The following is a 26098-nucleotide window of genomic DNA, read 5'->3' as shown; positions in this document are numbered from 1 at the left end:
TTTGAGCGCAGTCCACGGAGCCAACCCGCTCCGTGACGCCGCAGACCGACGGCTCCCGCGCATCGCGGGGCCGTCGGGTCTGGTGATCTTCGGCGTCACGGGCGATTTGTCCCGTAAGAAGCTGATGCCTGCCGTCTACGACCTGGCCAACCGCGGCCTGCTGCCGCCGGGCTTCTCGCTCGTCGGCTTCGCCCGGCGCGAGTGGCAGGACGAGGACTTCGCCCAGGAGGTCTACGAGGCCGTCAAGCAGCACTCGCGCACCCCGTTCCGCGAGGAGGTATGGCAGCAGCTGATCCAGGGGATGCGGTTCGTCCAGGGCGACTTCGACGACGACGAGGCGTTCGAGCAGCTGAAGACCACCGTCGAGGAGCTGGACAAGGCCCAGGGAACCGGCGGCAACTTCGCCTTCTACCTGTCGGTCCCGCCGAAGTTCTTCCCCAAGGTCGTCCAGCAGCTCAAGAAGCACGGGCTCGCCGACCAGAAGAACGGTTCCTGGCGCCGCGCGGTCATCGAGAAGCCCTTCGGGCACGACCTGGCCTCCGCCAAGGAGCTCAACGAGGTCGTCCACGAGGTCTTCCCGCCGCACGAGGTCTTCCGGATCGACCACTACCTCGGCAAGGAGACCGTCCAGAACATCCTGGCGCTCCGCTTCGCCAACACCCTCTTCGAGCCGATCTGGAACCGGTCGTACGTCGACCACGTGCAGATCACCATGGCCGAGGACATCGGCATCGGCGGCCGCGCCGGCTACTACGACGGCATCGGCGCCGCCCGTGACGTCATCCAGAACCACCTGCTCCAGCTGCTCGCGCTGACCGCGATGGAGGAGCCCGCCTCCTTCGACGCCGACGCGCTGGCCGCCGAGAAGACCAAGGTCCTCGGCGCGGTGAAGCTGCCCGGGGACCTGGCGGCGACCACGGTCCGCGGCCAGTACGCGGCCGGGTGGCAGGGCGGCGAGAAGGCCGTCGGCTACCTCCAGGAAGACGGCATCGACCCGAAGTCGAAGACCGACACCTACGCGGCCGTGAAGCTGGAGATCGACAACCGCCGCTGGGCGGGCGTCCCCTTCTACCTGCGCACCGGCAAGCGCCTGGGCCGCCGCGTCACCGAGATCGCGGTCGTCTTCCAGCGCGCCCCGCACTCCCCCTTCGACCACACGGCGACCGAGGAGCTCGGGCGCAACGCCATCGTCATCCGGGTCCAGCCGGACGAGGGCGTGACGGTGCGGTTCGGCTCCAAGGTGCCCGGCACCCAGATGGAGATCCGGGACGTGTCGATGGACTTCGCGTACGGCGAGTCCTTCACGGAGTCCAGCCCGGAGGCGTACGAGCGGCTCATCCTCGATGTCCTGCTCGGCGACTCGAACCTCTTCCCGAGGGTCGAGGAGGTCGAGCTGTCCTGGAAGATCCTCGACCCGATCGAGAGGTTCTGGGACGAGCACGGCACGCCCGCGCAGTACCAGGCCGGGACCTGGGGCCCGGTCGAGGCGGACGAGATGCTCGCACGAGACGGCAGGAGCTGGCGCCGGCCATGAAGACCGACCTGACGGACACCACGTCCTCCAAGATCAACAAGGCGCTGGTGCTCGGGCGGCGGGCGATCGGGGCGCCGGCCGTCGGCATGGTGCTCACCCTCGTCATCGTCACCGACGAGGAGAACGCCTACGACGCGCTCAAGGCGGCCAACGAGGCGTCCCGCGAGCACCCCTCGCGGACCCTCGTCGTCATCAAGAGGGTCTCGCGCTCGCCGCGGGACCGCGCCACGGCGCGGCTCGACGCCGAGGTCCGCCTCGGCGCCGACGCCACCACCGGCGAGACGGTGGTGCTCCGGCTGTACGGCGAGGTCGTCGACCACGCCCAGTCGGTGGTGCTGCCGCTGCTCCTCCCCGACGCGCCCGTGGTCGTCTGGTGGCCGGTGGACGCGCCGAGCAACCCGGCGAAGGACCCGCTGGGCGCGCTCGCCCAACGCCGGGTGACCGACACCTACGCCGCCGTGCAGCCCGTCGAGGCGCTGACGGCGCTGGCGGAGTCGTACACCCCGGGCGACACGGACCTGTCGTGGACCCGGATCACCCCGTGGCGTTCGATGCTCGCCGCCGCGCTCGACCAGGTGGCGTGCGAGGTCACCTCCGCCGAGGTGGAGGGCGAGGAGTTCAACCCGAGCGTCGAACTGCTGGCGATGTGGGTGGCGGACCGGCTGAAGGTGCCGGTGCGCCGCACGAAGTCGGCGGGCCCGGGGCTCACCTCCGTACGCCTGGAGACCACCTCCGGGCCGATCGTGCTCGACCGGCCGGACGGCTCGCTCGCGACGCTCTGCATCCAGGGGCAGCCCGACCGCGGGGTGGCGCTCAAGCGCCGCGACACGGCCGAGCTGATCGCGGAGGAGCTGCGCCGGCTCGACCCGGACGACACCTACGCCGCGGCGCTCCGGTTCGGTGTGGGACGGCTCGACGAGCGGGCGGCCGTCACCGCGCCCGCACCGGACGGGAAGACCGCGGACGCCGGGACCGGTGCCGAGGAGGCCGGGGCCGCTCCCTCGGCTCCCGCCGCTCCCGCTCCCGCCGCGAAGAAGGCCCCGGCCAAGAAGGCGGCGAACAAGTGAGCACCCCCGAGCTGGTCGTCCACCGCGACAAGGAGCTGATGGCGCAGGCCGCCGCGGCCCGGCTGATCACCCGGATCGTGGACGCCCAGGCCACCCGCGGCTCCGCCTCGGTGGTGCTGACCGGCGGACGCAACGGCAACGGCCTGCTGTCGGCGCTGGGCGCGGCGCCCGCCCGGGACGCGATCGACTGGTCGCGCCTCGACCTGTGGTGGGGCGACGAGCGCTTCCTGCCCGGGGGCGACCCCGAGCGGAACGTCACCCAGGCCCGTGAGGCCCTGCTCGACCGGGTGCCGCTGGACCCCGCGCGGGTGCACGCCATGCCGGCCTCGGACGGACCGTACGACGACGTCGACACCGCCGCGGCCGCCTACGCGGAGGAGCTGGCCGCTGCGGCGGGCCCCGGCGGGCAGGTGCCGGCCTTCGACGTGCTGATGCTGGGCGTCGGCCCGGACACGCACGTGGCCTCGCTCTTCCCGGAGCTGCCCGCGGTGCGCGAGACGGAGCGGACGGTGGTCGGGGTGCACGGCGCGCCGAAGCCGCCGCCGCTGCGGATCTCGCTGACGCTTCCGGCGATCCGGTCGGCGGCCGAGGTCTGGCTGCTCGCGGCCGGCGAGGACAAGGCGAAGGCCGCGGCGATCGCGCTGTCCGGCGCGGGCGAGGTGCAGGCCCCGGCGGCCGGCGCCCGCGGCCGGTCGCGCACGCTGTGGCTGCTCGACGCGGCGGCGGCCTCGGAGCTGCCGCGGAGCCTGTACCCGTCGGCCACGGCCTGACCGTACGTCCCGGAGGCCCGGCCCACCCCCCGGTGGGCCGGGCCTCCGGCGCGTCCGCCGGTGCCGGGAAGGACGCGGGGAGGCCCGGTACGGCCCGGGCGGTGAAAGGCCGGCCCCGTACCGTGCTCTCCCCCTCGCGTCGTTACCGGCCGCGCACCGAGCGGTAGGCGGCGACCAGTCCGGCGGTCGAGCTGTCGAGCCCTCCGGCCGCTCCGGTCTCTCCGTCTCCCGTCAGGACCGGTTCGATCCGCTTGGCGAGGACCTTGCCCAGCTCGACGCCCCACTGGTCGAAGGAGTCGATGTTCCAGATCGCGCCCTGGACGAAGACCTTGTGCTCGTAGAGCGCGATCAGCTGTCCGAGGACGGACGGGGTGAGCGCGTCGGCGAGGATCGTGGTGGTGGGGTGGTCGCCCCGGAAGGTCTTGTGCGGGACCAGCTCCTCGGGGACGCCCTCGGCCCGGACCTCCTCGGGCGTCTTGCCGAAGGCGAGCGCCTGGGTCTGGGCGAAGAAGTTCGCCATGAGCAGGTCGTGCTGGGCGGCGAGGCCGGGCGCCAGGTCGTCCACGGGGCGGGCGAAGCCGATGAAGTCGGCCGGGATCAGCTTGGTCCCCTGGTGGATCAGCTGGTAGTACGCGTGCTGGCCGTTGGTCCCGGGGGTGCCCCAGACCACGGGTCCGGTCTGCCAGTCGACCCGGTCGCCCTCGCGGTCCACCGACTTGCCGTTGGACTCCATGTCGAGCTGCTGGAGGTAGGCGGTGAACTTCGACAGGTAGTGCGAGTACGGCAGGACGGCGTGCGACTGGGCGTCGAAGAAGTCGCCGTACCAGACGCCGAGGAGGCCGAGGAGGAGCGGGGCGTTCTCCTCGGGCGGGGCGGTGCGGAAGTGCTCGTCGACGAGGTGGAAGCCGTCGAGCATCTGGCGGAAGCGCTCCGGGCCGATGGCGATCATCACGGAGAGGCCGATGGCGGAGTCGAAGGAGTAGCGGCCGCCGACCCAGTCCCAGAACTCGAACATGTTCGCGGTGTCGATGCCGAACTCCTCGACCTTGCCGGCGTTGGTCGAGAGGGCCACGAAGTGCTTGGCGACGGCGCTCTGGCCGGCCCGGAGGCCGGTGAGGAGCCAGTCGCGGGCGGAGGTGGCGTTGGTGATCGTCTCGATGGTGGTGAAGGTCTTCGAGGCGACGATGAACAGCGTCTCGGCGGGGTCGAGGTCGTGGACGGCCTCGTGCAGGTCGGCGCCGTCGACGTTGGAGACGAAACGGAACGTCAGGTCCCGCTGCGTGTAGGCGCGCAGGGCCTCGTAGGCCATGGCGGGGCCGAGGTCGGAGCCGCCGATGCCGATGTTCACGATGTTCTTGATCGGCTTGCCGGTGTAACCGGTCCACTCCCCCGAGTGGATCTTGTCGGAGAAGGCGCCCATCCGGTCGAGGACGGCGTGGACGGCGGGGACGACGTTCTCCCCGTCGACCTCGATCACGGCGTCGCGGGGGGCGCGCAGCGCGGTGTGGAGGACCGCGCGGTCCTCGGTGGTGTTGATCTTCTCGCCGCGGAACATGGCGTCGCGCAGCTCGGCCACGCCGGTGGCGGCCGCCAGCTCCCGCAGCAGGGTCAGCGTCTCGCCGGTGACGAGGTGCTTGGAATAGTCCAGGTAGAGGTCGCCGACCCGCAGGGTGAGGTCGGTGCCGCGCGTCGGGTCGGCGGCGAACAGGTCGCGCAGACGGGGTTCGCCCAGCTGCTCACGGTGCTTGCCGAGGGCCGCCCACTCGGGCAGCCGGTTGAGCCTGGTACGGCCTTCGTTCTTCATCTCGGACATCGCCCACTTCTTCTCGTACGTGTCTGCCCCGCTGCCCTTCCAACCTAATTGATCAGAGGCGTCAACGACGCGACGGCGAGCGCGAACAGCGCCGCCGCGACGAGGACGGGCGCGTGCGGTCCCCAGCCGGCGGCCGCGGCGCCGCCGAGGAGGGCGCCGAGCGGCGCGCCCGCGACGGCGAGGGTGCGGAAGGCCGCGGCGACCCGGCCGAGCAGCCCCTCCGGGGTCCTCTCCTGCATGAGGGTGGTCTGCTGGACGTTCCACACGGTCCCCATGAAGCCGAACACCGCCATGGCCCCGGCGGACACCGCCAGGAGGGGCACCGTCCCCATCAGGACCAGGCAGCCGGTCTGGACCGTCCCGGCGAGGAGCACCGCGCGCGTCCGCCCGGTCCGGGCGCCGATCCGCCGGGCGAGGAAGCCGCCCGCGACGCCGCCGGCCGCGTAGGCGGTGACCGTCGCCGCGTAGCCCGTCTGTCCGGCGCGCAGGCCGTCGGTGACGTGGACGACGAGGGTGGCGATGAGGGCGCCCATCCCGGTGTTGCAGAGGGTGGTGGCGGCGCAGAGCCACCGCAGGGTCCGGTCCGCGCGCAGGACGGCGATCCCCTCGGCCGTCTCGGTCCGCAGGGTGGACCCTGCCGGGCGGGGCGGCCGGGCGGGCGGGGCGGTCCGCAGCGAGGCGATGAGGAGCGCGGCCAGGACGTAGGTGGCGGCGTCGGCCGCGTACGGCACGGCGGGGCCGGCGAGGAGCAGGAGGGGCACCAGGGGCGCGGCGAGGAGGCCCCCCGCGAGCTGCTGACCGGTCGTCAGGCGCGCGTTGGCCCCGGCCAGGGCGCAGGCGGGGACGAGGGCGGGGAGCAGGGCGGTGGCCGCGTTGTCGAAGAGGGTCTGCAGGGTGGTGAGGGCGAAGGCGAGGACGAGCAGCAGGGCGATGCCGGCGTGGCCCAGCGCGACGGCGGCGGCGAAGGCGGCCATGAGTCCGGCGCGGACGAGGTCGACGGTCCACATGGCCCGCCGCTGGTCCACCCGATCGGCGACGGCTCCGCCGACGAGCCCGAAGAGCAGCCAGGGCAGGAAGCCGCAGGCGGTGACGGAGGCGATGAGGAGGGGGTCGTCGGTGAGGGAGACGGCGAGGAGGGGGAGCGCGGCGGTGCGCAGGGAGTCGCCGAAGCGGGAGACGACGGCGGCCGTCCACAGGCGCCCGAAGCCGCCCCGCCAGGTGGGCGCGGCCCTGTCGCCCACCGCCGTCGTCGCTGCCATGACCCCCCCTCGGCCCGGTGCTTCCCCGTCCGGCCGACAGTAGGGGACGCCACTGACAACGGCGGTCCGGAAGGGGGCGGGAACGGCGGAAGGGCCTTGTCCGCGAACCGAGTTCGCGGACAAGGCCCTTCCGTCACACCGTCACGCCGTTCAGATCTCGCCGCGCAGTTTGGCGAGGGCCTCGGCGAGGATCGCCTCGCCGTCCGCGTCGCTGCGCCGTTCGCGCACGTACGCGAGATGGGTCTTGTACGGCTCCGTGCGCGGCGGGTCCGGCGGGTTGTCCCGGTCCTGGCCGGCCGGGAAGCCGCAGCGCGGGCAGTCCCAGGTCTCCGGGACCTGTGCGTCGCTGGCGAAGCTCGGCTGTGTCTCGTGCCCGTTCGAGCACCAGAAGGAGATGCGGAGGCGCGGCGCCGACTCGCCCCGCTCGGCCTCGCCCATCGGCCCCGCTCCGACCCGGCTTCCCCGGATCGCGTTGCCACTTGCCACGGTCGTAACTCCCTGCGTGATGGTGCTCGAAGATGCCCCAGTCTACGTAAGGCCCAACGCGCGTCCAGTGGTTGGAGTCACCCGTCCAGCTTCATCAGCAGACCGAGCACCACAATGCAGGCGAACCAGAGCAGACCGACCACGACGGTGATCCGGTCCAGGTTGCGCTCGGCGACCGAGGAGCCGCCGACGGAGGACTGCATGCCGCCACCGAACATGTCGGAGAGGCCGCCACCCTTCCCCTTGTGCATCAGCACGAGCAGCATCAGCAGCGCGCTGAAGACGATCAGGGCGATCGAGAACCCCATAACCACGGCTGGACCAACTTCCTCGGACTTATACGGACGGGGGCCGGGCGCCTGCCCGACCCCCGCAAGGGTACGACGTAACTCCGCTACCGCATACTCACTGGTCGCGGAAGCGAACGATCCTGACGAACTCCGCGTCGTCCAGCGCCGCGCCGCCCACCAGGGCGCCGTCGACGTCCGGCTGCGCCATGATGGCGGCGACGTTGCCCGACTTGACCGAGCCGCCGTACTGGATGCGGACCTTGTCGGCCAGCTCCTGGGAGTACAGCTCGGCGAGCCGGCCGCGGATCGCGCCGCAGACCTCCTGCGCGTCCTCGGGGGTGGCGACCTCGCCTGTGCCGATGGCCCACACCGGCTCGTACGCGATCACGATCGTCTCGGCCTGCTCGGCGGGGACGTCCTTCAGGCCGCCGTCGAGCTGGGCGAGGGTGTGCTCGACCTGCTGTCCGGCCCTGCGGACCTCCAGGCCCTCGCCGACGCAGAGGATCGGGGTCACGCCGTGCCGGAAGGCGGCCTTCACCTTGGCGTTGCAGACCTCGTCGTCCTCGGCGTGGTACTGGCGGCGCTCGGAGTGGCCGACCGCCACGTAGGAGCACTTCAGCTTGGACAGCATCAGGCCCGAGACCTCGCCGGTGTAGGCGCCGGAGTCGTGGGCCGAGATGTCCTGGGCGCCGTACTTGATCTTCAGCTTGTCGCCGTCGACCAGGGTCTGGACGGACCGCAGGTCGGTGAAGGGGACCAGGACGGCGACCTCGACGGCGTCGTAGTCCTTGTCGGTCAGGGCGAAGGCGAGCTTCTGGACGTGGGCGATGGCCTCGAGGTGGTTGAGGTTCATCTTCCAGTTGCCCGCCATCAGCGGGGTGCGGGTGCTCACGGGTGTTCAGTCCTCCAGTGCGGCGAGGCCGGGAAGCGTCTTGCCCTCGAGGTATTCGAGGGAGGCGCCGCCGCCGGTCGAAATGTGGCCGAACTTCGTCTCGTCGAAGCCCAGGTTGCGGACGGCCGCGGCGGAGTCGCCGCCGCCGACCACGGTGAAGCCCTTGCTGTCGATGAGCGCCTGCGCGACCGCGCCGGTGCCCTTCGCGTAGTCGGGGTGCTCGGCGACGCCGACGGGGCCGTTCCAGAAGACGGTCTCCGCGTCGGTGATCTTCGAGGCGAACAGCTCGCGGGTCCGGGGGCCGATGTCGAGGCCCTCCTTGTCCGCGGGGATCTTGTCGGCGTCGACCGTCTCGTACTCGGCCGGCGCCTTGGTCTTGAGGTCGGGGAACTCCGTGGAGACCAGCACGTCGACCGGGAGGACCAGCTCGACGCCGTTCTTCTCGGCGCGCTCCATGTACTCGGTGACGACCGGGATCTGGTCCTCCTGGAGGAGGGAGATGCCGACCTCGTACCCCTTGGCCCTGAGGAAGGTGTACGCCATGCCGCCGCCGATCAGGAGGCGGTCGGCCTTGCCGAGCAGCTCGTCGATGACGGCGAGCTTGTCGGAGACCTTGGCGCCGCCGAGGACGACGGTGTACGGGCGCCTGACGTCGTCGGTCAGCTTCTTCAGGACGCCGACCTCGGTGGCGATGAGGTAGCCGGCGGCGTGCGGGAGGCGGGCCGGGAGGTCGTAGACCGAGGCGTGCTTGCGGTGCACGGCGCCGAAGCCGTCGCCGACGTACAGGTCGGCGAGGGCGGCGAGCCGGTCGGCGAAGGCGCCGCGCTCGGCGTCGTCCTTGGAGGTCTCTCCGGGGTTGAAGCGGAGGTTCTCCAGGACGGCGACCCGGCCGTTCTCCAGGCCCGCGACGGTCGCGGCGGCGGAGTCGCCGACCGTGTCGGTCGCGAACGCCACGTCGGTGCCGAGCAGTTCACCGAGGCGCGCGGCGGCCGGCGCGAGGGAGAACGCCGGGTCGGGCTCGCCCTTGGGGCGGCCCAGGTGCGAGGCGACCACGACCCGGGCACCGGCGTCCGCGAGCGCCCTGACGGTGGGGACGACGGCGCGGATGCGTCCGTCGTCGGTGATGGCGGTGCCGTCGAGCGGCACGTTGAGGTCGGCGCGGACGAACACCCGCTTGCCTTCGACGCCCTCGTGGAGGAGCTCGTCGATCGTCTTCATCTGTTACCTGACTCCTTGGTACGCGGTGGAGCACACGAACAGGGCTCGCGCAGCGCGTCGTTGCGCTGCCCGAGCCCTGCTCACATCGGAGGCCCGCCCTGAAGCTTAGAGCCGGCCGCCGACGAAGACGGTGAGGTCGACGAGACGGTTGGAGTAGCCCCACTCGTTGTCGTACCAGCCGAGGATCTTGACCGACTTGCCGTCCTGGACCATGGTCAGGGAGGCGTCGAAGGTGCAGGACGCCGGGTCGCCCACGATGTCGGAGGAGACGATCGGGTCCTCGGTGTAGAACAGGAAGCCCTTGAGGTCGCCGTCCTCGGCGGCCTTCTTGAACGCGGCGTTGACCTCGTCCCGGGTGACCTCGCGGTCCAGGGTGACGACCAGGTCGGTGGCGGAGCCGGTGGGGACCGGGACGCGCATCGCGATGCCGTCGAGCTTGCCCTTGAGCTGCGGGAGGACCAGGGCGGTGGCCTTCGCGGCACCGGTCGTGGTCGGGATGATGTTCTCCGCGGCGGCACGGGCGCGGCGCAGGTCCTTGTGCGGGAAGTCCAGGATGCGCTGGTCGTTGGTGTACGCGTGGACCGTGGTCATCAGGCCCCTGACGATGCCGAAGTTCTCGTCGAGGACCTTGGCCATCGGCGCCACGCAGTTGGTGGTGCAGGACGCGTTGGAGATGACGTGGTGGTTCGCCGGGTCGTACTTGTCCTGGTTGACGCCCATGACGATGGTGATGTCCTCGTCCTTGGCCGGAGCCGAGATGAGGACCTTCTTGGCGCCGCCGGCGATGTGCTTCTCGGCGTCGGCCTTCTTGGTGAAGATGCCGGTCGACTCGATGACGACGTCGACGCCCAGTTCACCCCAGGGGAGGTCGGCCGGGTCCCGCTCGGACAGCACCTTGATGGTGTGGCCGTCGACGGTGATGGTGTTCTCGGTGTGGGTCACCTCGGCCTTGAGGCGTCCCAGGATGGTGTCGTACTTCAGCAGGTGGGCCGTGGTCGCGGTGTCACCCAGGTCATTGACAGCCACGATCTCGATGTCGGCACCCTGCTCAAGGAGCGCGCGGAAGTAGTTCCGGCCGATGCGGCCAAAGCCGTTGATGCCTACGCGGATCGTCACGAACCGATCTCCTCGTTAGGTACGCCGGTGTGTTCGACGCCGGCGAGATTCTTGTTTTTGGGATGTCCCCGACCACCTACGACCCTACCCCTCCGGACCCCCGGGAGTGACATCGAGCGCATCCGGGTGAGCCCGGATAGTGAGGAAGAAGGGCCGGCGGCCCGTACCTACCGACAGGTAAGGGCCGCCGTGGGTCTTTTGTCCCGACTACTCTCCGTCAATTATGGCGAGTGTCCGCCGCGGCGTGTCAGCGGTGGAGGACCCGCAGGGCGCGGCCGACGAGCCGCGCCCGTTCCGCCGCCCCGGACACGTGCTCCAGGCCGTAACCGAGGAGGACGGTGTCCCGGGTGGTGACGGCCGCCCACGAGTGGAAGAGCGCGGCGGAGCGCGTCCAGTCGGCGCCGTTGCCGGGGCTGCCGGCCGGGGCGCCCGGCGTGGACCAGGCGCCGAGGGAGGTCTCGAACCCCTCGGCCTCGGTGGTGGCACCGGTGACGAGCCGGGTGTCGTCGACGAAGGCGCCCGTCCCGCCCGTACCGGGGTCGGAGACGTACGAGATCGAGAGCTCGACCTTCCTGCCCGCCCAGGCGCTCAGGTCGACGGACGCCTGCCGCCAGCCGTTGGAGGGGCCGGTGAAGGCGTTCCACGAGCCGGTGGTGCCGGTGGCGGCGCAGCCGTCCTCGCCGACGGTGAGGTAGTGGGCGAGGAAGGGGTGGCCCCGGACGTAGTAGCCCTCGCCGCAGTCGGCCGGCGGTTCGGCGGAGGTGCCGCCGTTGGCGTCGGGGAGGGTCGTCCAGTCGTCCTGGCCGACGGTGTGGGCCTCGACGACGAGGTTGTCGTAGCCGGGTTCGGTGTCGTGGCTGACCTGGAAGTCCAGGCGGGGCTTCGCGTCCGCCCCGACACCGGTGAGGTCGACGGTCCTGCTGAGCCGGGCCCAGGTGTCGTCGGCGTGCCGGAGCGCGGCGAAGGAGGTGCCCTCGGCGGGCTCGAAGGGGGTGCGGACGCCCGGGTAGTCGCCGGCGGAGGCGCTGCTCGCGAACTGCGGGAAGTCCTTCGGCTTCAGGGTGTCCGAGGTGACGGTGTACGCGCCGGCGTCGTCCAGCGGGTTGTCGGCGGTGCCGGTGAGGCCGGCGCGGACGCCCGCGAAGGCGCCGGTGCCGGCGAAGGCGGGCGGGGTCTTCAGGCCGGCGCGGTGGTAGGCGCCGAGGTAGTACTGCGCGAAGTCGTTGGTCTCGGCGGGTCCGACCCGGGTGAGCCCGCCGGCCTTCTCGCCGGCGTTGATCAGCTTGCCGCCCTCGTTGAGGTAGGAGCGGACGGCGAGCTCGGCGGCGCCGGAGGGGCTGCCCGCGCCGGTGTACCAGACGACGGCGCCGAAGTGGGAGAGGACACCGAGGGCGTCCGGGGCTCCCTGGGCGGCGGCGTCCCAGACGACGGCCCGGCGGCCGTTGTCGGCGAGCGCCTTCACGTACGCGGCGGCGTGGCGCCCGGCGGTGGTGCCGCCCTCGTCGGCGAGGACGAGGACGTCACCGCGGGGCCGCTCGGCCACCCGGTACGTGAAGGGGGTGGAGGCGGTGGCCCGGCCCTCGCGGGTGCGGGCGGTGAACCAGACCTGGACCGAGTCGCCGGGCCGGGCGCCCTCGACCACGCCCCGGTACTCGTCGAAGTAGAGGTTGTCCTCCCCGCCGTAGGTCTCGCCGCCCTTCCAGGCGCGGAGCTGCCCGGTGCGGACGCGGCCGCCGTTGACGCGGTACGCGAGGGTCTTGCCGCGCAGCGACTTGCGGGCGGTGACGGCGACCTCCTGCTCCCCGCCGCGGGCGTAGGAGGTGGTGAAGGTCTTCGGCGTGAAGTCGGGGGCCTCGATGCCGACCGGGGAGACGGGCCGGTCCGGGTGGGCGGCGGTCTCGGCGACGGCGAGCGCGAAGGGCACGTTCTTGGCGAACTCCGCCTGGATCAGCTTCTCGTCGTCCGGGAAGGTGAAGACGGAGGCGCAGTCGGCCGGGTTCCAGGCGTCGTTCGGGTCGAGCCGGGAGGCGGTGGCGCAGGTCGACATCTCCGGGGTGAACATCTGCATCCCGTTGACGTTGGCGGCGTGCCCGTCCGCCTCGCCGTTGGTGATGTACAGCTCGGAGGAGACCTGCGGCCGGTAGCCGGGCACGGCGGAGTTCTCGGGGGTGCCGGCGAGGGCCTTGAGGGCGACGTCGTCGGGGGTGCCGGTGGCGACCTGCCAGCCGACGCCGTACAGCAGGAGCTGGGCGGCCGAGTGGTAGTTGATGCCGTACGCGAAGCCGACGCGCTTCTGGAAGGCGTCGAGGGCCCTGGTCTCGGGCTCCGACATGGGGCCCTTGCCGCGGAAGGTCTCGTCGGCCGGGTCGGGGGACGAGCCCTCGTTGTCGTAGCCCCACTTGTAGGCGAAGTTGCGGTTGAGGTCGACGCCGTCGCCGGGGCCGATCGCGCCGTCGCCGTCGTTGTCGCGGAGGTTCTTGCGCCACTGCCGGTTGGCGGGGTCGGCGTGCGTGTAGTCGTAGCCGTCGGGGTTGGCGGAGAGCACGAACCACAGCTCGGTGGAGTCGACGATCCGGGTGATCCGCTCGTCCTTGCCGTAGCCGTCGAGATAGAGGTGCATCAGCCGCCGGGTCATCTCGGGGGTGATCCACTCGCGCGCGTGCTGGTTGGACATGTACAGCGTGGCCGGTTTCGAACCGTCTCCGGTGTGCCGGGCGCCCTTGCTCACCTTGAGGGCGAGGATGTCCTGGCCCCCGAGGGTCTTGCCGATGGAGACGACCTTGGTGAGTCCGGGGTGGGTCCGGGCGGTGTCCAGGATCTCCTGCTTGAGGCCGCCGGGGCCGCCGTACGGGCGGAAGACGCCGTCGCCCGCGGTGGCGACCCGCTTCTCGGCCCCGGCCGGCAACCGGTGCTCGGTGAGTTCGACGCCCTTGCCGCGCAGCTGCCCGGCCTGCGCGCCGGTGAGGAAGAGCTCGACCGCGGCGGTGCCCTTCGCGGGCACCTGTTCGGTCAGTTCGTGCGCGTCGGCGCCGGCTTCGAGGAGGAGCGGGACCTGTTCCCGGGTGACCTCGGCACGCCACACGGAGAGGGCGTCACCGCCGTGCCGGTCGTTCGGCTGCGCCCCGGCGGCGGGTGCCACCGCCACTCCGGCGATCAGCAGTGAAGCCGCGGCGAGGATCGATCTCGCTCTGCGTCTCATGAGCTCCCCTTGTGTCGTCTGCCTCGAAGGTGGAACGGTCTCGCGGGTGAACAGACGCCAGGCTCATGGGCGACCATGAGCCTGTCAAGGCCGCCGCGCGGGGCCACGAAAAAGCTGCCGGTGCCTCAGAAAGGCACCGGCAGCGCGGAGTTGGGGATTCCGTACGGGTCAGCCGACCAGGCTGTCGTCCAGCTCCTCGGCCAGGTTGGACTCGGTCCCGGGGATGCCCAGGTCCTGGGCCCGCTTGTCGGCCATGGCGAGCAGCCGGCGGATCCGGCCGGCCACCGCGTCCTTGGTCAGCGGCGGGTCGGCGAGCGCGCCCAGCTCCTCCAGGGACGCCTGCTTGTGCTCCATGCGGAGCCGGCCGGCGGCGGCGAGGTGCTCGGGCACCTCCTCGCCCAGGATCTCCAGGGCGCGCTGCACCCGGGCCCCGGCGGCGACCGCGGCACGGGCCGAGCGGCGCAGGTTGGCGTCGTCGAAGTTGGCCAGGCGGTTGGCGGTGGCGCGGACCTCGCGCCGCATCCGCCGCTCCTCCCAGGCGAGCACCGACTCGTGCGCGCCGAGCCGGGTGAGCAGGGCTCCGATCGCGTCGCCGTCGCGGACGACGACCCGGTCCACTCCCCGCACCTCGCGGGCCTTCGCCGCGATGGAGAGCCGGCGGGCGGCGCCGACGAGGGCGAGGGCGGCCTCGGGCCCCGGGCAGGTGACCTCCAGGGAGGAGGACCGGCCGGGCTCGGTCAGCGAGCCGTGGGCGAGGAAGGCGCCGCGCCAGGCGGCCTCCGCGTCACAGGTGGCCCCGGAGACCACCTGCGGGGGGAGGCCCCGGATGGGGCGGCCCCGGCCGTCCACGAGGCCCGTCTGGCGGGCCAGCTGGTCGCCGCCGGCGACCACCCGCACCACGAAGCGCGAGCCGCGCCGCAGCCCGCCGGGGGCCATCACGATCAGTTCGGAACTGTGTCCGAAGATCTCCAGGATGTCCCGCTTCAGGCGGCGGGCCGCCATCGCCGTGTCCAGCTCCGCCTCGATCACGATGCGGCCGCTCACCAGGTGCAGCCCGCCCGCGAACCGCAGGATCGACGAGACCTCTGCCTTCCTGCAGCAGGTCCGGGTGACGGGAAGCCGGGAGATCTCGTCCTTCACCGCTGCCGTCATCGCCATGGGCCGATCCTTCCATGCATCCGAAAAATACGGTCGTACGCGGCGGCCAGCAGCTCCGGGTCGTGCTTCGCGGAGCCGTCGGACCCGGCCACCGGCGCCAGCTCGACCGCGGCGCCGAGCCGCTTGGCGGCGTCGGCGAGGGAGTCGCGGTCGGGCACGGCGGCCTCGTCGGCCAGCACCACGTCCAGGGCGAGTTTAGGGGCGTGTCGCCCCAAAACCTCCAAATGACGCTGCGGGGAGAAGCCGTCGGTTTCTCCGGGCTGCGGCGCGAGGTTCAGGGAGAGCACCTTGCGGGCCTTGGTCCCGGCCAGGGCGTCGAGGAGTTCGGGCACCAGGAGGTGCGGGATCACCGACGAGAACCAGGAGCCGGGGCCCAGGACGACCCAGTCGGCGTCCAGGACGGCGGCGACCGCCTCGGGGACGGCCGGCGGGTCGTTCGGCACGAGGTGCACGGACTGCACCTCGCCGGGGGTGAGCGCCACGGTGGCCTGGCCGGCCACGGTGTCCACGTCGTCCGGGCGCTCCGGGTCATGGCCTCTGACCAGGGCCTGGAGCTCCAGGGGCACGGCGGACATGGGGAGCACCCGGCCCTGGGCACCGAGCAGCAGTCCGACCAGGTCCAGGGCCTGGACGGGGTCGCCGAGCTGTTCCCAGAGGGCGACGATCAGCAGGTTGCCGACGGCGTGGCCGTTGATCTCTCCCTTGGACTGGAAGCGGTGCTGGATCACCCGGGCCCAGGTCTGGCCCCAGTCGTCGTCGCCGCAGAGCGCGGCGAGCGCCTTGCGCAGGTCGCCGGGGGGCAGGACGCCCAGCTCCTCCCGGAGCCGGCCGCTGGAGCCCCCGTCGTCGGCGACGGTGACGACGGCGGTGAGGTCGCCGGTGATCCGGCGGAGGGCGGCGAGGGAGGCCGAGAGGCCCATGCCCCCGCCCAGCGCGACGACCTTCGGCTGGGCGCCGCGTCTGCGGAGCGTACGCCGCACCGTGAGGGTGGAGGCACGCCGGCGGTACGGCTTCACTCGCGCCCCATGTCCCGGTGCACGACGACGGTCTCGACCCCTTCGGAGGCGAGGCGGGCGGCGAGGCGCTCGGCGGTGGCCACGGAGCGGTGCTTGCCGCCCGTACAGCCGACCGCGATCGTCACGTACCGCTTGCCCTCGCGGCGGTAGCCCGCGGCGATCAGCTGGAGCAGCTCGGTGTAGCGGTCCAGGAACTCCTTGGCGCCGGGCTGGTTGTAGACGTAGTTCGACACCTCCTCGTTGAGGCCGGTGAAGGGGCGCAGCTCCGGGACCCAGTGCGGGTTCGGCAGGAAGCGCATGTCCACGACGAGGTCGGCGTCGACCGGCAGGCCGTACTTGAAGCCGAAGGACATCACGGTGGCCCGGAGCTCGGGCTCCTCGTCGCCGGCGAACTGGGCGTCCATCTTGGCGCGCAGCTCGTGGACGTTGAGGCTGGAGGTGTCGATCACCAGGTCGGCGTCGCCGCGCAGCTCGCGCAGCAGGTCGCGCTCGGCGGCGATGCCGTCGGTGATGCGGCCGTCGCCCTGGAGCGGGTGCGGCCTGCGGACCGACTCGAAGCGCCGGACCAGGGCCTCGTCGGAGGACTCCAGGAAGACGATCCGGCGGGTGACCCGCTTGGCGTCCAGGTCGGCGAGGGACTCGCGCAGGTTGTCGAAGAACTGCCGGCCGCGGACGTCCACGACGACCGCGATCCGGGCGACGTTGCCCTGGGAGCGGGCGCCGAGCTCCACCATGGTGGGGATCAGCGCGGGCGGCAGGTTGTCCACCACGAACCAGCCCAGGTCCTCCAGACACTTCGCGGCGGTGGACCGGCCGGCCCCGGACATGCCGGAGATGATCACCAGCTCGGGGATGGCCGCCTCGGCGCCGCTGCCGCCGGGGGTCTCCATGGTGCCCGTACTCACGTGTCCTGCTCCGTCTTCTCGGTGGTGCTCGTGGTGCCGTTCGCGCGCGGTCGTGCCGCGCCGTCCCCGTCGTCCTCCATGATCCCCCCTGCCGCCGTGTGCGCGGCGGGCGCGGGCGGGGCGGGGGGCCCGTCGTCCTCCATGGTCGCCCCCGCCGCGTCCCCGGGGAGCGCGGCGGAGGGCACGTCGTCCTCCAGGATCTCGCCCGTCGCCATGTTGACGGCGGGGGCGGCCGGGACCGTCCGGGCGAGGGTCGCGACGACCGCCTCCGCGGTCTTCCGTCCCATGCCGGGAACCTCGCAGATCTGCTCGATCGTCGCCTGCCGGAGCCGTTTGACAGAGCCGAAGTGCTTGATCAGCGCCTGCTTGCGGGTCTCGCCGAGCCCGGGGACGGCGTCCAGGGGGCCCGTACGGATGCGTTTGCTCCGCTTGGAGCGCTGGTAGCGGATGGCGAAGTCGTGGGCGGTGTCGCGCACCCGCTGGAGGAGGTAGAGCCCCTCGCTGGAGCGGGGCAGCACCACCGGGTCGTCGTCGCCGGGCAGCCAGACCTCCTCCAGCCGCTTGGCGAGGCCGCAGACCGCGACGTCGTCGATGCCCAGCTCGTCCAGGGCGCGCTGCGCGGCGGCCACCTGGGGCTGCCCGCCGTCGACCACGACGAGCTGCGGCGGGTACGCGAACCGCTTGGGCCGCCCGTCGTCCTCGGGGTCCCCGGCCGGGACCTCGCCGTCGACCCACTCCCCCGTGCGCTCCTTCTCGGCGAGGTAGCGCCTGAAGCGGCGGCCGATCACCTCGTGCATGGACCGGACGTCGTCCTGCCCCTCGAAGCCCTTGATCTGGAAGCGGCGGTACTCGCTCTTGCGGGGCAGGCCGTCCTCGAAGACGACCATGGACGCCACCACGTCCTCGCCCTGGAGGTGGGAGATGTCGAAGCACTCGATCCGCAGCGGCGCCGAGTCCAGGCCCAGGGCCCCGGCGATCTCCTCCAGGGCCCGGGAGCGGGTGGTGAGGTCGCTGGCCCGCCTGGTCTTGTGCAGGACGAGGGCCTGCTGGGCGTTGCGGGCGACGGTCTCCATCAGGGACCTCTTGTCGCCGCGCTGCGGCACGCGCAGCGAGACGAGGGAGCCCCGGCGGCCGGAGAGCCACGCGGAGACGGCGTCGGCGTCCTCGGGGAGCGCCGGGACCAGGACCTCCTTGGGGACCGCCTCGCCGGTCTCCTCGCCGTACAGCTGCTGGAGGGCGTGCTCGACGAGTCCGGCCGTGTCGACGGCCTCGACCTTGTCGGTGACCCAGCCGCGCTGGCCCCGGACGCGTCCGCCGCGCACGTGGAAGATCTGGACGGCGGCCTCCAGCTCGTCCTCGGCGAGGGCGATGAGGTCGGCGTCGGTGGCGTCGGCGAGGACGACCGCGTTCTTCTCCATGGCCCGGCGCAGGGCCCCCACGTCGTCGCGGAGCCGGGCGGCCTTCTCGTACTCCATGTCCTCGGCCGCGATCATCATCTGCTTCTCGAGGCGGCGGATGTACGTACCGGTGCGGCCGGCCATGAAGTCGCTGAACTCCTCGGCCAGTTCGCGGTGCTCCTCGGGCGTGACCCGGCCGACGCAGGGCGCCGAGCACTTGTCGATGTAGCCGAGGAGGCAGGGCCGGCCGGCCGAGGCGGCGTTCCGGAAGACGCCGGCCGAGCAGGTGCGGACGGGGAAGACCCGCAGCATGAGGTCGACGGTCTCGCGGATCGCCCACGCGTGCGCGTACGGCCCGAAGTAGCGCACGCCCTTCTTCTTGTGGCCGCGCATGACCTGGACGCGGGGGAACTCCTCGTTCATGGTCACCGCGAGGTACGGGTAGCTCTTGTCGTCCCGGTACTTCACGTTGAACCGGGGGTCGAACTCCTTGATCCAGGAGTACTCCAGCTGGAGCGCCTCGACCTCGGTGGAGACGACGGTCCACTCCACGGAGGCGGCCGTGGTCACCATGGTGGCGGTGCGCGGGTGCAGGCTCGTGAGCGGCTGGAAGTAGTTGGCCAGCCGCTGGCGCAGGGACTTCGCCTTCCCGACGTAGATCACCCGGCGGTGCTCGTCGCGGAACTTGTAGACCCCCGGGGAGTCGGGGATCTGACCCGGTTCGGGACGGTAGCTGGAGGGGTCTGCCATGCTTCCCACCCTACTGGCGGGGACCGACACCCCGGCGGCGCGCCCGTCGGCCCGGTGGGCCGCTTCCCGGGGCGGGAGCGGGACCGGTGGGGGGCGCGGCCGGGCCCGGGGACACGGGTCTCGTGTCCGGGGGCGGGCGGGTGCCGGGAGGCGGCCCGCCCGGGAGGGGCGGCGTCCGGGAGGGGCGGCGTCCGGGAGGGGCGGCGCCCGGGAGGGGCGGCGCCCGGGAGCGGCCGCGGTGGCTCCGTCAGGCCCCGGGGCCGGCGATCAGGGTGCCGTTCTCGACCCGGACGGGGACCTCGGGGAGCGGGACGGTGGCCGGGCCCCGGACCGCCTTGCCGGTCGTCACGTCGAAGCGGCTCCCGTGGCAGGGGCAGTTGCCCTCGTTTCCCTCGACCTTGTCGAGGACGCAGCCGGCGTGGGTGCACTGGGCGCTGAACGCCTTGTACCGGCCCTTGGCGGGGCAGCTCACCACGAGGCGCTGCTCGCGGTAGAGCTTGGCGCCGCCGACCGGCACCTCGTCCGGGGCGCCGAGGGAGACCGGGGCGGTCGGGGTCGGCACCTCGGCGTGGCCGAGCTTGGACTCGGTGGAGCAGGCGGCGACTCCCAGCCCGGCGGCACCGGCGAGGGCGGCGCCTTTCAGTACGGTGCGACGGCTGGACTGGCCGGACATGGGCGCTCCACGGTGAGGTCGGGGACAAGACACCCCAGGGGTGACCGAACCGACGATACCGGCGGACGCGGCCCCGCCGTCGCGGGGGTGCGGAAGGGCGGGGCACACCGGGGCGGGGCCCGGGGAACAGCGGGGGCACCGGAGCCGGGCCCGGGGAACGGCAGGGCGCACCGGAGCGCGGCCCGGGGAACGGCGGGGCGCCGTGCGCAAGCCCCGAGGAACGCGGGGCGCCGTGCGCGAGCCCCGAGGAACGCGGGGCGCCGTGCGCGAGCCCGTGGCGCGGCCGGGAAGGGCCGCGGCACGGGCGGGCCGTCCCGTACGCGGGCACCCGGGTCCCGGGCGCCCGCGACACCGATGGAGCCACGGGGCGGAGGGCCGGGCACGACGGAGCCCCCCGCCTCCGGGCGGGGGGCTCCGTCGTGGGGCGCCGGCGCGGCGGAACCCGCCCGCCCCGCCGTCAGGCCTTGGAGCCGCGGGCCGCCTTCTTGGCCGTGGCCGCCTTGGGGGCGGCCGTCTTCTTCACGGCCGCCTTCTTCACGGCCGTCCTCTTCGCGGGAGCCGCGGCCTCGGTGGCGGTGGCCTCGGCGGCCGCCTTCTTCGGCGCCGTCCTCTTCGCCGCCGCCTTCTTCGTCCCGCGTGCCGCCGGCACCGCCGCGCCCGCGTCGCTGACCCGGTCGGCGTCGAGGATCTCGCGGAGGAACTTGCCGGTGTGGCTCGCCGGGACCGAGGCGACCTGCTCCGGAGTGCCCTCGGCGACCACCAGGCCGCCGCCGCTGCCACCTTCGGGGCCCATGTCGACGACCCAGTCCGCCGTCTTGATGACGTCGAGGTTGTGCTCGATGACGATCACCGAGTTGCCCTTGTCGACCAGGCCGGAGAGGACCTTGATCAGCTTCGAGATGTCCTCGAAGTGCAGACCGGTGGTCGGCTCGTCCAGGACGTAGACCGTGCGGCCGGTCGAACGCTTCTGGAGCTCGGAGGCGAGCTTCACGCGCTGCGCCTCACCGCCGGAGAGCGTCGGCGCCGACTGGCCGAGGCGGACGTAGCCCAGTCCGACCTCGTTGAGGGTGCGCAGGTGACGGGCGATCGTCGGGACGGCCTCGAAGAAGTCGAGGGCCTCCTCGATCGGCATGTTCAGGACCTCGGCGATGGACTTGCCCTTGTAGTGGACCTCCAGGGTCTCCCGGTTGTACCGGTCGCCGTGGCAGACCTCGCACGGGACGTAGACGTCCGGGAGGAAGTTCATCTCGATCTTGATCGTGCCGTCGCCGGAGCAGTTCTCGCAGCGGCCGCCCTTGACGTTGAAGGAGAAGCGGCCGGGCAGGTAGCCCCGGACCTTGGCCTCCATCGTCTCGGCGAAGAGCCTGCGGACGTGGTCGAAGACACCGGTGTAGGTCGCCGGGTTCGACCGGGGGGTGCGGCCGATCGGGGACTGGTCGACGTGCACGACCTTGTCCACGAGGTCGTCGCCCTCCACGCGCGTGTGCCGTCCGGGCACCGACTTGGCGCCGTTCAGCTCGCGCGCCAGGTGGGTGTAGAGGATGTCGTTGACCAGGGTCGACTTGCCGGAACCGGAGACGCCGGTGACGGCGGTGAGGACGCCCAGCGGGAAGGAGACGTCGATGTCCCGCAGGTTGTTCTCCTTGGCCCCGCGCACGGTGAGGCTGCGCGAGGGGTCCACCGGCCTGCGGACGTCCGGGGTGGCGATCGCCCGGCGGCCGGACAGGTACTGCCCGGTCATCGAGTCCTCGTTGTCGAGGAGCTCCTTCAGGGAACCGGAGTGGACGACCTTGCCGCCGTGCTCGCCCGCGCCGGGGCCGATGTCCACGACCCAGTCCGCCACCTTGATGGTGTCCTCGTCGTGCTCGACCACGATGAGCGTGTTGCCCATGTCCCGGAGCCGCACCAGGGTCTCGATCAGCCGGTGGTTGTCGCGCTGGTGCAGGCCGATGGAGGGCTCGTCCAGCACGTACAGCACGCCGACCAGGCCGGAGCCGATCTGGGTGGCGAGCCGGATGCGCTGCGCCTCGCCGCCGGAGAGCGTGCCGGCGGCCCGGTTGAGCGAGAGGTAGTCGAGGCCGACGTCCACGAGGAACCGCAGCCGCTCGTTGACCTCCTTGAGGACCCGCTCGGCGATCTTCTTGTCGCGGTCGTTGAGGGTGAGGCGGGCCAGGAACTCGGCGCAGTCGCTGATGGACATCGCCGAGACCTCGGCGATGGACTTGTCCATGACCGTGACCGCGAGGACGATCGGCTTCAGTCGGGTGCCCCGGCACGTGGGGCAGGGCACCTCGCGCATGTAGCCCTCGAAGCGCTCGCGGCTGGAGTCGCTCTCGGCCTCGGTGTGGCGCCGCTTGACGAAGGGGACGGCGCCCTCGAAGGCCGGCGTGGTGTACGCCCGCTCCCGCCCGTACCGGTTCCGGTAGCGGACCTCGACCTGGGTCTTGTGGCCGTACATCAGGGCCTTCTTGGCCCGCTGCGGCAGTCCCGCGTAGGGGATGTCCGTCCGGAAGCCGAGGGCCTGGGAGAGGCCGCCGATGAGCCGGCCGAAGTACTCCTTGGTGTGGCCGTGCGACCAGGGGTGGATGGCGCCCTCGTCGAGGGACTTGTCCTCGTCGGGGACGACCAGCTCGGGGTCGACCTCCATGCGGGTGCCGATGCCGGTGCAGTCGGGACAGGCGCCGAAGGGCGAGTTGAAGGAGAAGGAGCGCGGCTCCAGCTCCTCGAAGGAGAGGTCGTCGTACGGGCAGTAGAGGTGCTCCGAGTACATCCGCTCGCGCTCGGGGTCGTCCTCGGGGAGGTCGACGAAGTCGAGCACGACCATGCCGCCGGAGAGGCCGAGCGCGGTCTCGACGGAGTCGGTGAGCCGGCGCTTGGCACCGTCCTTCACCGTGAGGCGGTCGACGACCACCTCGATGGTGTGCTTCTCCTGCTTCTTCAGCGTCGGCGGCTCGCTGAGCTGCACGGTCGCGCCGTCGACCCGGGCGCGGCTGTAGCCCTTGGTCTGGAGGTCGGCGAAGAGGTCCACGAACTCGCCCTTGCGCTCGCGCACGAGCGGGGAGAGCACCTGGAAGCGGCTGCCCTCGGGGAGCTCCAGGACCCTGTCGACGATGGCCTGCGGCGACTGGCGCGAAATGGGGCGCCGGCACTCGGGACAGTGCGGCTTGCCGATGCGCGCGAAAAGCAGGCGGAGGTAGTCGTAGACCTCCGTGATGGTGCCGACCGTCGAGCGCGGGTTGCGCGAGGTCGACTTCTGGTCGATGGAGACGGCGGGCGACAGACCTTCGATGAAGTCGACGTCCGGCTTGTCCATCTGGCCGAGGAACTGCCGGGCGTACGAGGAGAGCGACTCGACGTACCGGCGCTGCCCCTCGGCGAAGATCGTGTCGAACGCGAGGGAGGACTTGCCCGACCCCGACAGCCCGGTGAAGACGATGAGGGAGTCACGCGGGAGGTCGAGGGAGACGTTCTTGAGGTTGTGCTCGCGAGCGCCACGGACGATGAGACGGTCGGCCACGCCGGTCCGCACCTTTCTTGAGAGAGCGGATGTGCCTACATGCCAACAACCGAGGAGGACGGATGCTTCCATCGAGCCTATAGCACGTACATTCGATTTCTGGCGCTCCGCCGACCTCTTCACCCGAACGAGTGGTCCGGCCCGGCGGGCGCTCGCTAAGGTCGGCGCCATGATCGACCACGAGCGTGATCTTGTTTCCCTGTGTGAGGCGACCGACCGCCTCCTGGCCACGGCCGCCTCCTGGGACAACGCCGCGACGGCCGAGCCGTCACGGCTCCCCGGCTGGACCCGCGGCCACGTCCTCGCGCACGTCGCCCGCAACGCCGACGCCCTGGTGAACGTCCTCCGGGGGCGTCCCATGTACCCGGACGCCGCGACCCGCGACGCCGACATCGAGCGCGACGCCGGCCGGCCGCTCGACGTCCAGCTCGCCGACGTGCGCGAGAGCGCCGACCGCCTGCGGGCCGTCTGCGAGGAGCCCGCCGACTGGGGCCGGACGGTCGAGCTGCGCAACGGCGTCACCGACAGCGCCGCCCGGGTCCCCTTCCGCCGCTGGGCCGAGGTGGACCTGCACCACGTCGACCTGGGCGCCGGCTACGAGCTGGAGGACCTGCCGGAGGAGTTCGTCCTGCGGGAGACCGCGTTCCTGGCCGACCGCTGGGCGGGCCGCCCGGAGGTCCCCCCGGTGACGCTCCGCCTCGGCCACGACGCGTCCGGCGCCACCACCTGGCGGACCGGTGGCGGCGAAGGCGCCCCCGTGGTCCTGGCGGGCACCGGCCCCGAGCTGCTCGGCTGGCTGTCCGGCCGCGGCGACAAGGGCGCCCGCCTCACCGTGCTCTCCGGCGACGGACTCCCCTCCCTCCCCCCGCTATAGGCTGAGCGCATGACGTACAGCGGAGCGGTGAGGGTCGGCGGCCCGGCGGACGTGCACGAACTGACGGACCTGATGATCTCGAAGGTCGCGGTCGGCCCGATGGACAACAACGCGTACCTCCTGCGCTGCCGCGCGACCGGCGAGCAGCTGCTGATCGACGCGGCCGCCGACGCCGGGACCCTGCTCACGCTGATCGGGGACGACGGCGTCACCGGCGTCGTCACCACCCACCGGCACGGCGACCACTGGCAGGCCCTGGCCGAGGTGGTCGCCGCGACCGGCGCGCGCACCTACGCGGGCGCGTACGACGCCGAGGGCATCCCGGTCCCGACCGACGTGCCCGTCGAGGACGGCGACACGCTGCGGGTGGGCCGGGTCGAACTGACCGCGCGCCGGTTCGTCGGGCACACCCCGGGCTCGATCGTCCTCGTCTACGACGACCCGCACGGCCATCCCCACGTCTTCACCGGCGACTGCCTCTTCCCCGGCGGCGTGGGCAACACCCACAAGGACCCGAAGGCGTTCGCGAGCCTGCTCCACGACGTCGAGACCAAGCTCTTCGCGGTCCTCCCGGACGAGTCCTGGGTCTATCCGGGCCACGGCGGGGACACCACGCTCGGTGACGAGCGTCCCCGTCTCCCGGAGTGGCGCGAGCGCGGCTGGTGATCCACCGGCGGACGCGGGGCGCGCGACCGAACAGCGGCGCGCTCCCGCACGCCCCCGTAGCCGGGGTGACCGCCGGGTAGGGCTGCGGCATGCACCGCCGTCACTCTCCGTCGCGCCCCTCTTCGCCTCCGTCTCCCCCGCCGCCTCCGTCGATGGTTCGGCTCGCCGGCGCCTCCCTCGTCGGCACCGCCGTCGAGTTCTTCGACTTCTACGTCTACGGGACCGCCGCCGCCCTCGTCCTGGGGCCGCTCTTCTTCCCCACCTTCTCCCCGCTCGCCGGGACCCTGGCGGCCTTCGGCACCTTCGCCGTCGGATTCGTGGCCCGGCCGCTCGGCTCGGTCCTCTTCGGCCACGTCGGCGACCGGTACGGCAGACGCCCGGTCCTCTTCGCCTCGCTGCTCCTGACCGGCTGCGCCACGGTCGCGGTCGGCTGCGTCCCCTCGTACGCCACGCTCGGCATCGCCGCCCCCGTGCTGCTGCTCGTCCTCCGCTTCCTGCAGGGGCTCGGCCTGGGCGGCGAGTGGGGCGGGGCGGTGCTGCTCACCGCCGAACACGCCCCCGCCCACCGGCGCGCGCTGTGGGCGAGCTTCCCGCAGATCGGCCCGGCGGTCGGCTTCCTCCTGGCGAACGGGGTGATGCTGGCACTCACGACCGGGCTGAGCGACGCGGAGTTCCGTTCCTGGGGGTGGCGGGTGCCGTTCTGGGCGGCGGGGCTGCTCGCGGCGGGCGGGCTGCTGCTGCGCTCCTCGCTGGCCGAGACCCCGCAGTTCGAGGAGCTGTCCGCGTCCGGGCGGCGGGCGGGCGCCCCGCTGGTCGAGGTCGTCCGGGAGCACGGGCGGCTCGTGCTGCTGACGGCGGGGGCCCTCGCGGTCGGGTACGCCGTCTTCTACGCGGTCTCCACCTGGTCCCTGGCCTACGGCACCGAACGGCTCGGGGTGAGCAGCGCGGCGATGCTCGGCTGCGTCATGGCGGCGGTGGCGCTCATGGGCGCGGCCACCCCGTTCGTGGCGCTCCTCGCCGACCGCTGGGGCCGGCGGACGCTCTGTCTGGCCGGGTGCGCGGCCTGCGCCCTCTGGATGTTCCCGCTGGTGGCCTTGGTGCACTCCGCCCGGCCCGTGCTGATGTTCCTGGGCTTCCTGGGCGCGCTGTTGGCCTTCATCACGATGTTCGCGGTGGTCGCCGCGTACCTCCCGGAGCTGTACGAACCCCGGGTGCGCTGCACGGGCGCGGCCGTCGGCTACAACCTCGGAGGTGTCCTGGGCGGCGCCCTGACCCCGGTCGTCGCCACCGCGCTCTCCGGCGGTTCCGGCCCGCCGTGGGGCGTGGCGGCCTATCTGACCCTGGTGGCCCTCGTCAGTCTGGGCTGCTTCGCGCTGCTGCCGGAGACGCTGCCGTCGCGGGCCGGGGCCGAGGAGGCCGCCGCACCCGCCTGACGGGTCCGCCGGAAACGCGCGGCGGCCGGCCGGGGAGGGGGTCCCGGGCCGGCCGCCGCCGTGGA

Annotated in this window: 20 protein-coding genes; 6 read left to right on the top strand and 14 right to left on the bottom strand. The window is 72.4% G+C overall.

Translation table 11 applies throughout. From position 1 onward, the window contains the following. Nucleotide 1: 1 nt before the first annotated feature. Genes zwf through pgl form a run of 3 tightly spaced genes read left to right on the top strand, consistent with a single transcriptional unit; the run spans nt 2 to nt 3371 of the window. Nucleotides 2-1534 carry a glucose-6-phosphate dehydrogenase gene (gene zwf / locus ACFYZY_RS10195; protein WP_388691749.1) on the top strand — a complete coding sequence of 511 codons (1533 nt, stop codon included), beginning with the start codon at nt 2-4 and terminating at the stop codon, nt 1532-1534. After that, nucleotides 1531-2601, top strand: coding sequence for a glucose-6-phosphate dehydrogenase assembly protein OpcA (gene opcA / locus ACFYZY_RS10190; protein WP_388691748.1), 1071 nt, complete (start codon nt 1531-1533; stop codon nt 2599-2601). Before zwf ends, opcA begins: the two co-directional genes overlap by 4 nt. Further along, nucleotides 2598-3371, top strand: a complete 774-nt coding sequence (gene pgl, locus ACFYZY_RS10185; protein ID WP_388691745.1) for a 6-phosphogluconolactonase — start codon at nt 2598-2600, stop codon at nt 3369-3371. Before opcA ends, pgl begins: the two co-directional genes overlap by 4 nt. A gap of 142 nt (nt 3372-3513) precedes the next feature. On the opposite strand, the gene pgi is transcribed toward pgl, so the two are convergent. The 14 genes from pgi to uvrA form a co-directional block, all read right to left on the bottom strand. Continuing rightward, nucleotides 3514-5184: a glucose-6-phosphate isomerase gene (gene pgi, locus ACFYZY_RS10180; RefSeq protein WP_388691743.1), complete on the bottom strand. Its 1671-nt coding sequence runs from the start codon at nt 5182-5184 to the stop codon at nt 3514-3516. A gap of 44 nt (nt 5185-5228) precedes the next feature. After that, the gene (locus ACFYZY_RS10175; protein ID WP_388691740.1) at nt 5229-6443 is read right to left on the bottom strand and encodes an MFS transporter; all 1215 of its coding nucleotides are present in this window, start codon (nt 6441-6443) and stop codon (nt 5229-5231) included. A gap of 150 nt (nt 6444-6593) precedes the next feature. Next, entirely contained in the window at nt 6594-6929 is a 336-nt protein-coding gene (locus ACFYZY_RS10170) for an RNA polymerase-binding protein RbpA (protein WP_003976875.1), read from the bottom strand. A 77-nt stretch (nt 6930-7006) separates the two neighbouring features. Next, nucleotides 7007-7237 (bottom strand): preprotein translocase subunit SecG, encoded by a 231-nt coding sequence (gene secG / locus ACFYZY_RS10165; RefSeq protein WP_030205174.1) that lies wholly within the window; start codon nt 7235-7237, stop codon nt 7007-7009. A gap of 97 nt (nt 7238-7334) precedes the next feature. Beyond that, complete coding sequence (tpiA, locus tag ACFYZY_RS10160; protein ID WP_388691737.1) at nt 7335-8111, bottom strand: triose-phosphate isomerase; 777 nt, start codon at nt 8109-8111, stop codon at nt 7335-7337. Between the two features lie 6 nt (nt 8112-8117). After that, on the bottom strand, nt 8118-9329 hold the full coding sequence (locus ACFYZY_RS10155; protein WP_388691735.1) for a phosphoglycerate kinase: 1212 nt from the start codon (nt 9327-9329) through the stop codon (nt 8118-8120). A 105-nt stretch (nt 9330-9434) separates the two neighbouring features. Continuing rightward, nucleotides 9435-10445, bottom strand: a complete 1011-nt coding sequence (gene gap / locus ACFYZY_RS10150) for a type I glyceraldehyde-3-phosphate dehydrogenase (RefSeq protein WP_388691732.1) — start codon at nt 10443-10445, stop codon at nt 9435-9437. Between the two features lie 247 nt (nt 10446-10692). Beyond that, nucleotides 10693-13644 (bottom strand): M14 family zinc carboxypeptidase, encoded by a 2952-nt coding sequence (locus ACFYZY_RS10145; protein WP_388691730.1) that lies wholly within the window; start codon nt 13642-13644, stop codon nt 10693-10695. Nucleotides 13645-13812: 168 nt separating this feature from the next. Then, nucleotides 13813-14802: a DNA-binding protein WhiA gene (gene whiA, locus ACFYZY_RS10140; protein ID WP_388691728.1), complete on the bottom strand. Its 990-nt coding sequence runs from the start codon at nt 14800-14802 to the stop codon at nt 13813-13815. After that, entirely contained in the window at nt 14793-15818 is a 1026-nt protein-coding gene (gene yvcK / locus ACFYZY_RS10135) for a uridine diphosphate-N-acetylglucosamine-binding protein YvcK (RefSeq protein WP_388691727.1), read from the bottom strand. Before yvcK ends, whiA begins: the two co-directional genes overlap by 10 nt. After that, a complete protein-coding gene (gene rapZ, locus ACFYZY_RS10130) occupies nt 15815-16708 on the bottom strand; it encodes an RNase adapter RapZ (RefSeq protein ID WP_388691959.1) in 894 nt (297 codons plus the stop codon). The genes yvcK and rapZ overlap by 4 nt, the downstream gene beginning before the upstream one ends. Before the next feature lie 11 nt (nt 16709-16719). After that, the gene (gene uvrC, locus ACFYZY_RS10125) at nt 16720-18870 is read right to left on the bottom strand and encodes an excinuclease ABC subunit UvrC (RefSeq protein ID WP_388691724.1); all 2151 of its coding nucleotides are present in this window, start codon (nt 18868-18870) and stop codon (nt 16720-16722) included. Nucleotides 18871-19117: 247 nt separating this feature from the next. Beyond that, a complete protein-coding gene (locus ACFYZY_RS10120; protein ID WP_388691721.1) occupies nt 19118-19543 on the bottom strand; it encodes a Rieske (2Fe-2S) protein in 426 nt (141 codons plus the stop codon). A 457-nt stretch (nt 19544-20000) separates the two neighbouring features. After that, nucleotides 20001-23060 (bottom strand): excinuclease ABC subunit UvrA, encoded by a 3060-nt coding sequence (gene uvrA, locus ACFYZY_RS10115; RefSeq protein ID WP_388691719.1) that lies wholly within the window; start codon nt 23058-23060, stop codon nt 20001-20003. Between the two features lie 169 nt (nt 23061-23229). Here uvrA and ACFYZY_RS10110 point away from each other — a divergent pair, with 169 nt between their 5' ends. From ACFYZY_RS10110 to ACFYZY_RS10100, 3 genes are all read left to right on the top strand, one after another. Beyond that, complete coding sequence (locus tag ACFYZY_RS10110; RefSeq protein WP_388691716.1) at nt 23230-23934, top strand: maleylpyruvate isomerase family mycothiol-dependent enzyme; 705 nt, start codon at nt 23230-23232, stop codon at nt 23932-23934. A 9-nt stretch (nt 23935-23943) separates the two neighbouring features. After that, a complete protein-coding gene (locus ACFYZY_RS10105) occupies nt 23944-24600 on the top strand; it encodes an MBL fold metallo-hydrolase (protein WP_388691714.1) in 657 nt (218 codons plus the stop codon). A gap of 152 nt (nt 24601-24752) precedes the next feature. Beyond that, on the top strand, nt 24753-26033 hold the full coding sequence (locus ACFYZY_RS10100) for an MFS transporter (protein WP_388691712.1): 1281 nt from the start codon (nt 24753-24755) through the stop codon (nt 26031-26033). Nucleotides 26034-26098: the final 65 nt, after the last annotated feature.

Origin of the sequence: Streptomyces sp. NPDC001744 (genome assembly GCF_042892575.1) — a bacterium.
GTDB lineage: Bacteria > Actinomycetota > Actinomycetes > Streptomycetales > Streptomycetaceae > Streptomyces.
This window is presented reverse-complemented; position numbering and strand designations above follow the sequence as displayed.

Coding starts and splice junctions, on each gene's coding strand:
- ACFYZY_RS10120 (WP_388691721.1), bottom strand. CDS start 19,543: ATGTCCGGCCAGTCCAGCCGTCGCACCGTACTGAAAGGCGCCGCCCTC.
- uvrC (WP_388691724.1), bottom strand. CDS start 18,870: ATGGCAGACCCCTCCAGCTACCGTCCCGAACCGGGTCAGATCCCCGAC.
- ACFYZY_RS10155 (WP_388691735.1), bottom strand. CDS start 9,329: ATGAAGACGATCGACGAGCTCCTCCACGAGGGCGTCGAAGGCAAGCGG.
- secG (WP_030205174.1), bottom strand. CDS start 7,237: ATGGGGTTCTCGATCGCCCTGATCGTCTTCAGCGCGCTGCTGATGCTG.
- whiA (WP_388691728.1), bottom strand. CDS start 14,802: ATGGCGATGACGGCAGCGGTGAAGGACGAGATCTCCCGGCTTCCCGTC.
- ACFYZY_RS10110 (WP_388691716.1), top strand. CDS start 23,230: ATGATCGACCACGAGCGTGATCTTGTTTCCCTGTGTGAGGCGACCGAC.
- ACFYZY_RS10105 (WP_388691714.1), top strand. CDS start 23,944: ATGACGTACAGCGGAGCGGTGAGGGTCGGCGGCCCGGCGGACGTGCAC.
- ACFYZY_RS10100 (WP_388691712.1), top strand. CDS start 24,753: ATGGTTCGGCTCGCCGGCGCCTCCCTCGTCGGCACCGCCGTCGAGTTC.
- opcA (WP_388691748.1), top strand. CDS start 1,531: ATGAAGACCGACCTGACGGACACCACGTCCTCCAAGATCAACAAGGCG.
- ACFYZY_RS10145 (WP_388691730.1), bottom strand. CDS start 13,644: ATGAGACGCAGAGCGAGATCGATCCTCGCCGCGGCTTCACTGCTGATC.
- ACFYZY_RS10175 (WP_388691740.1), bottom strand. CDS start 6,443: ATGGCAGCGACGACGGCGGTGGGCGACAGGGCCGCGCCCACCTGGCGG.
- pgi (WP_388691743.1), bottom strand. CDS start 5,184: ATGTCCGAGATGAAGAACGAAGGCCGTACCAGGCTCAACCGGCTGCCC.
- rapZ (WP_388691959.1), bottom strand. CDS start 16,708: ATGGAGACCCCCGGCGGCAGCGGCGCCGAGGCGGCCATCCCCGAGCTG.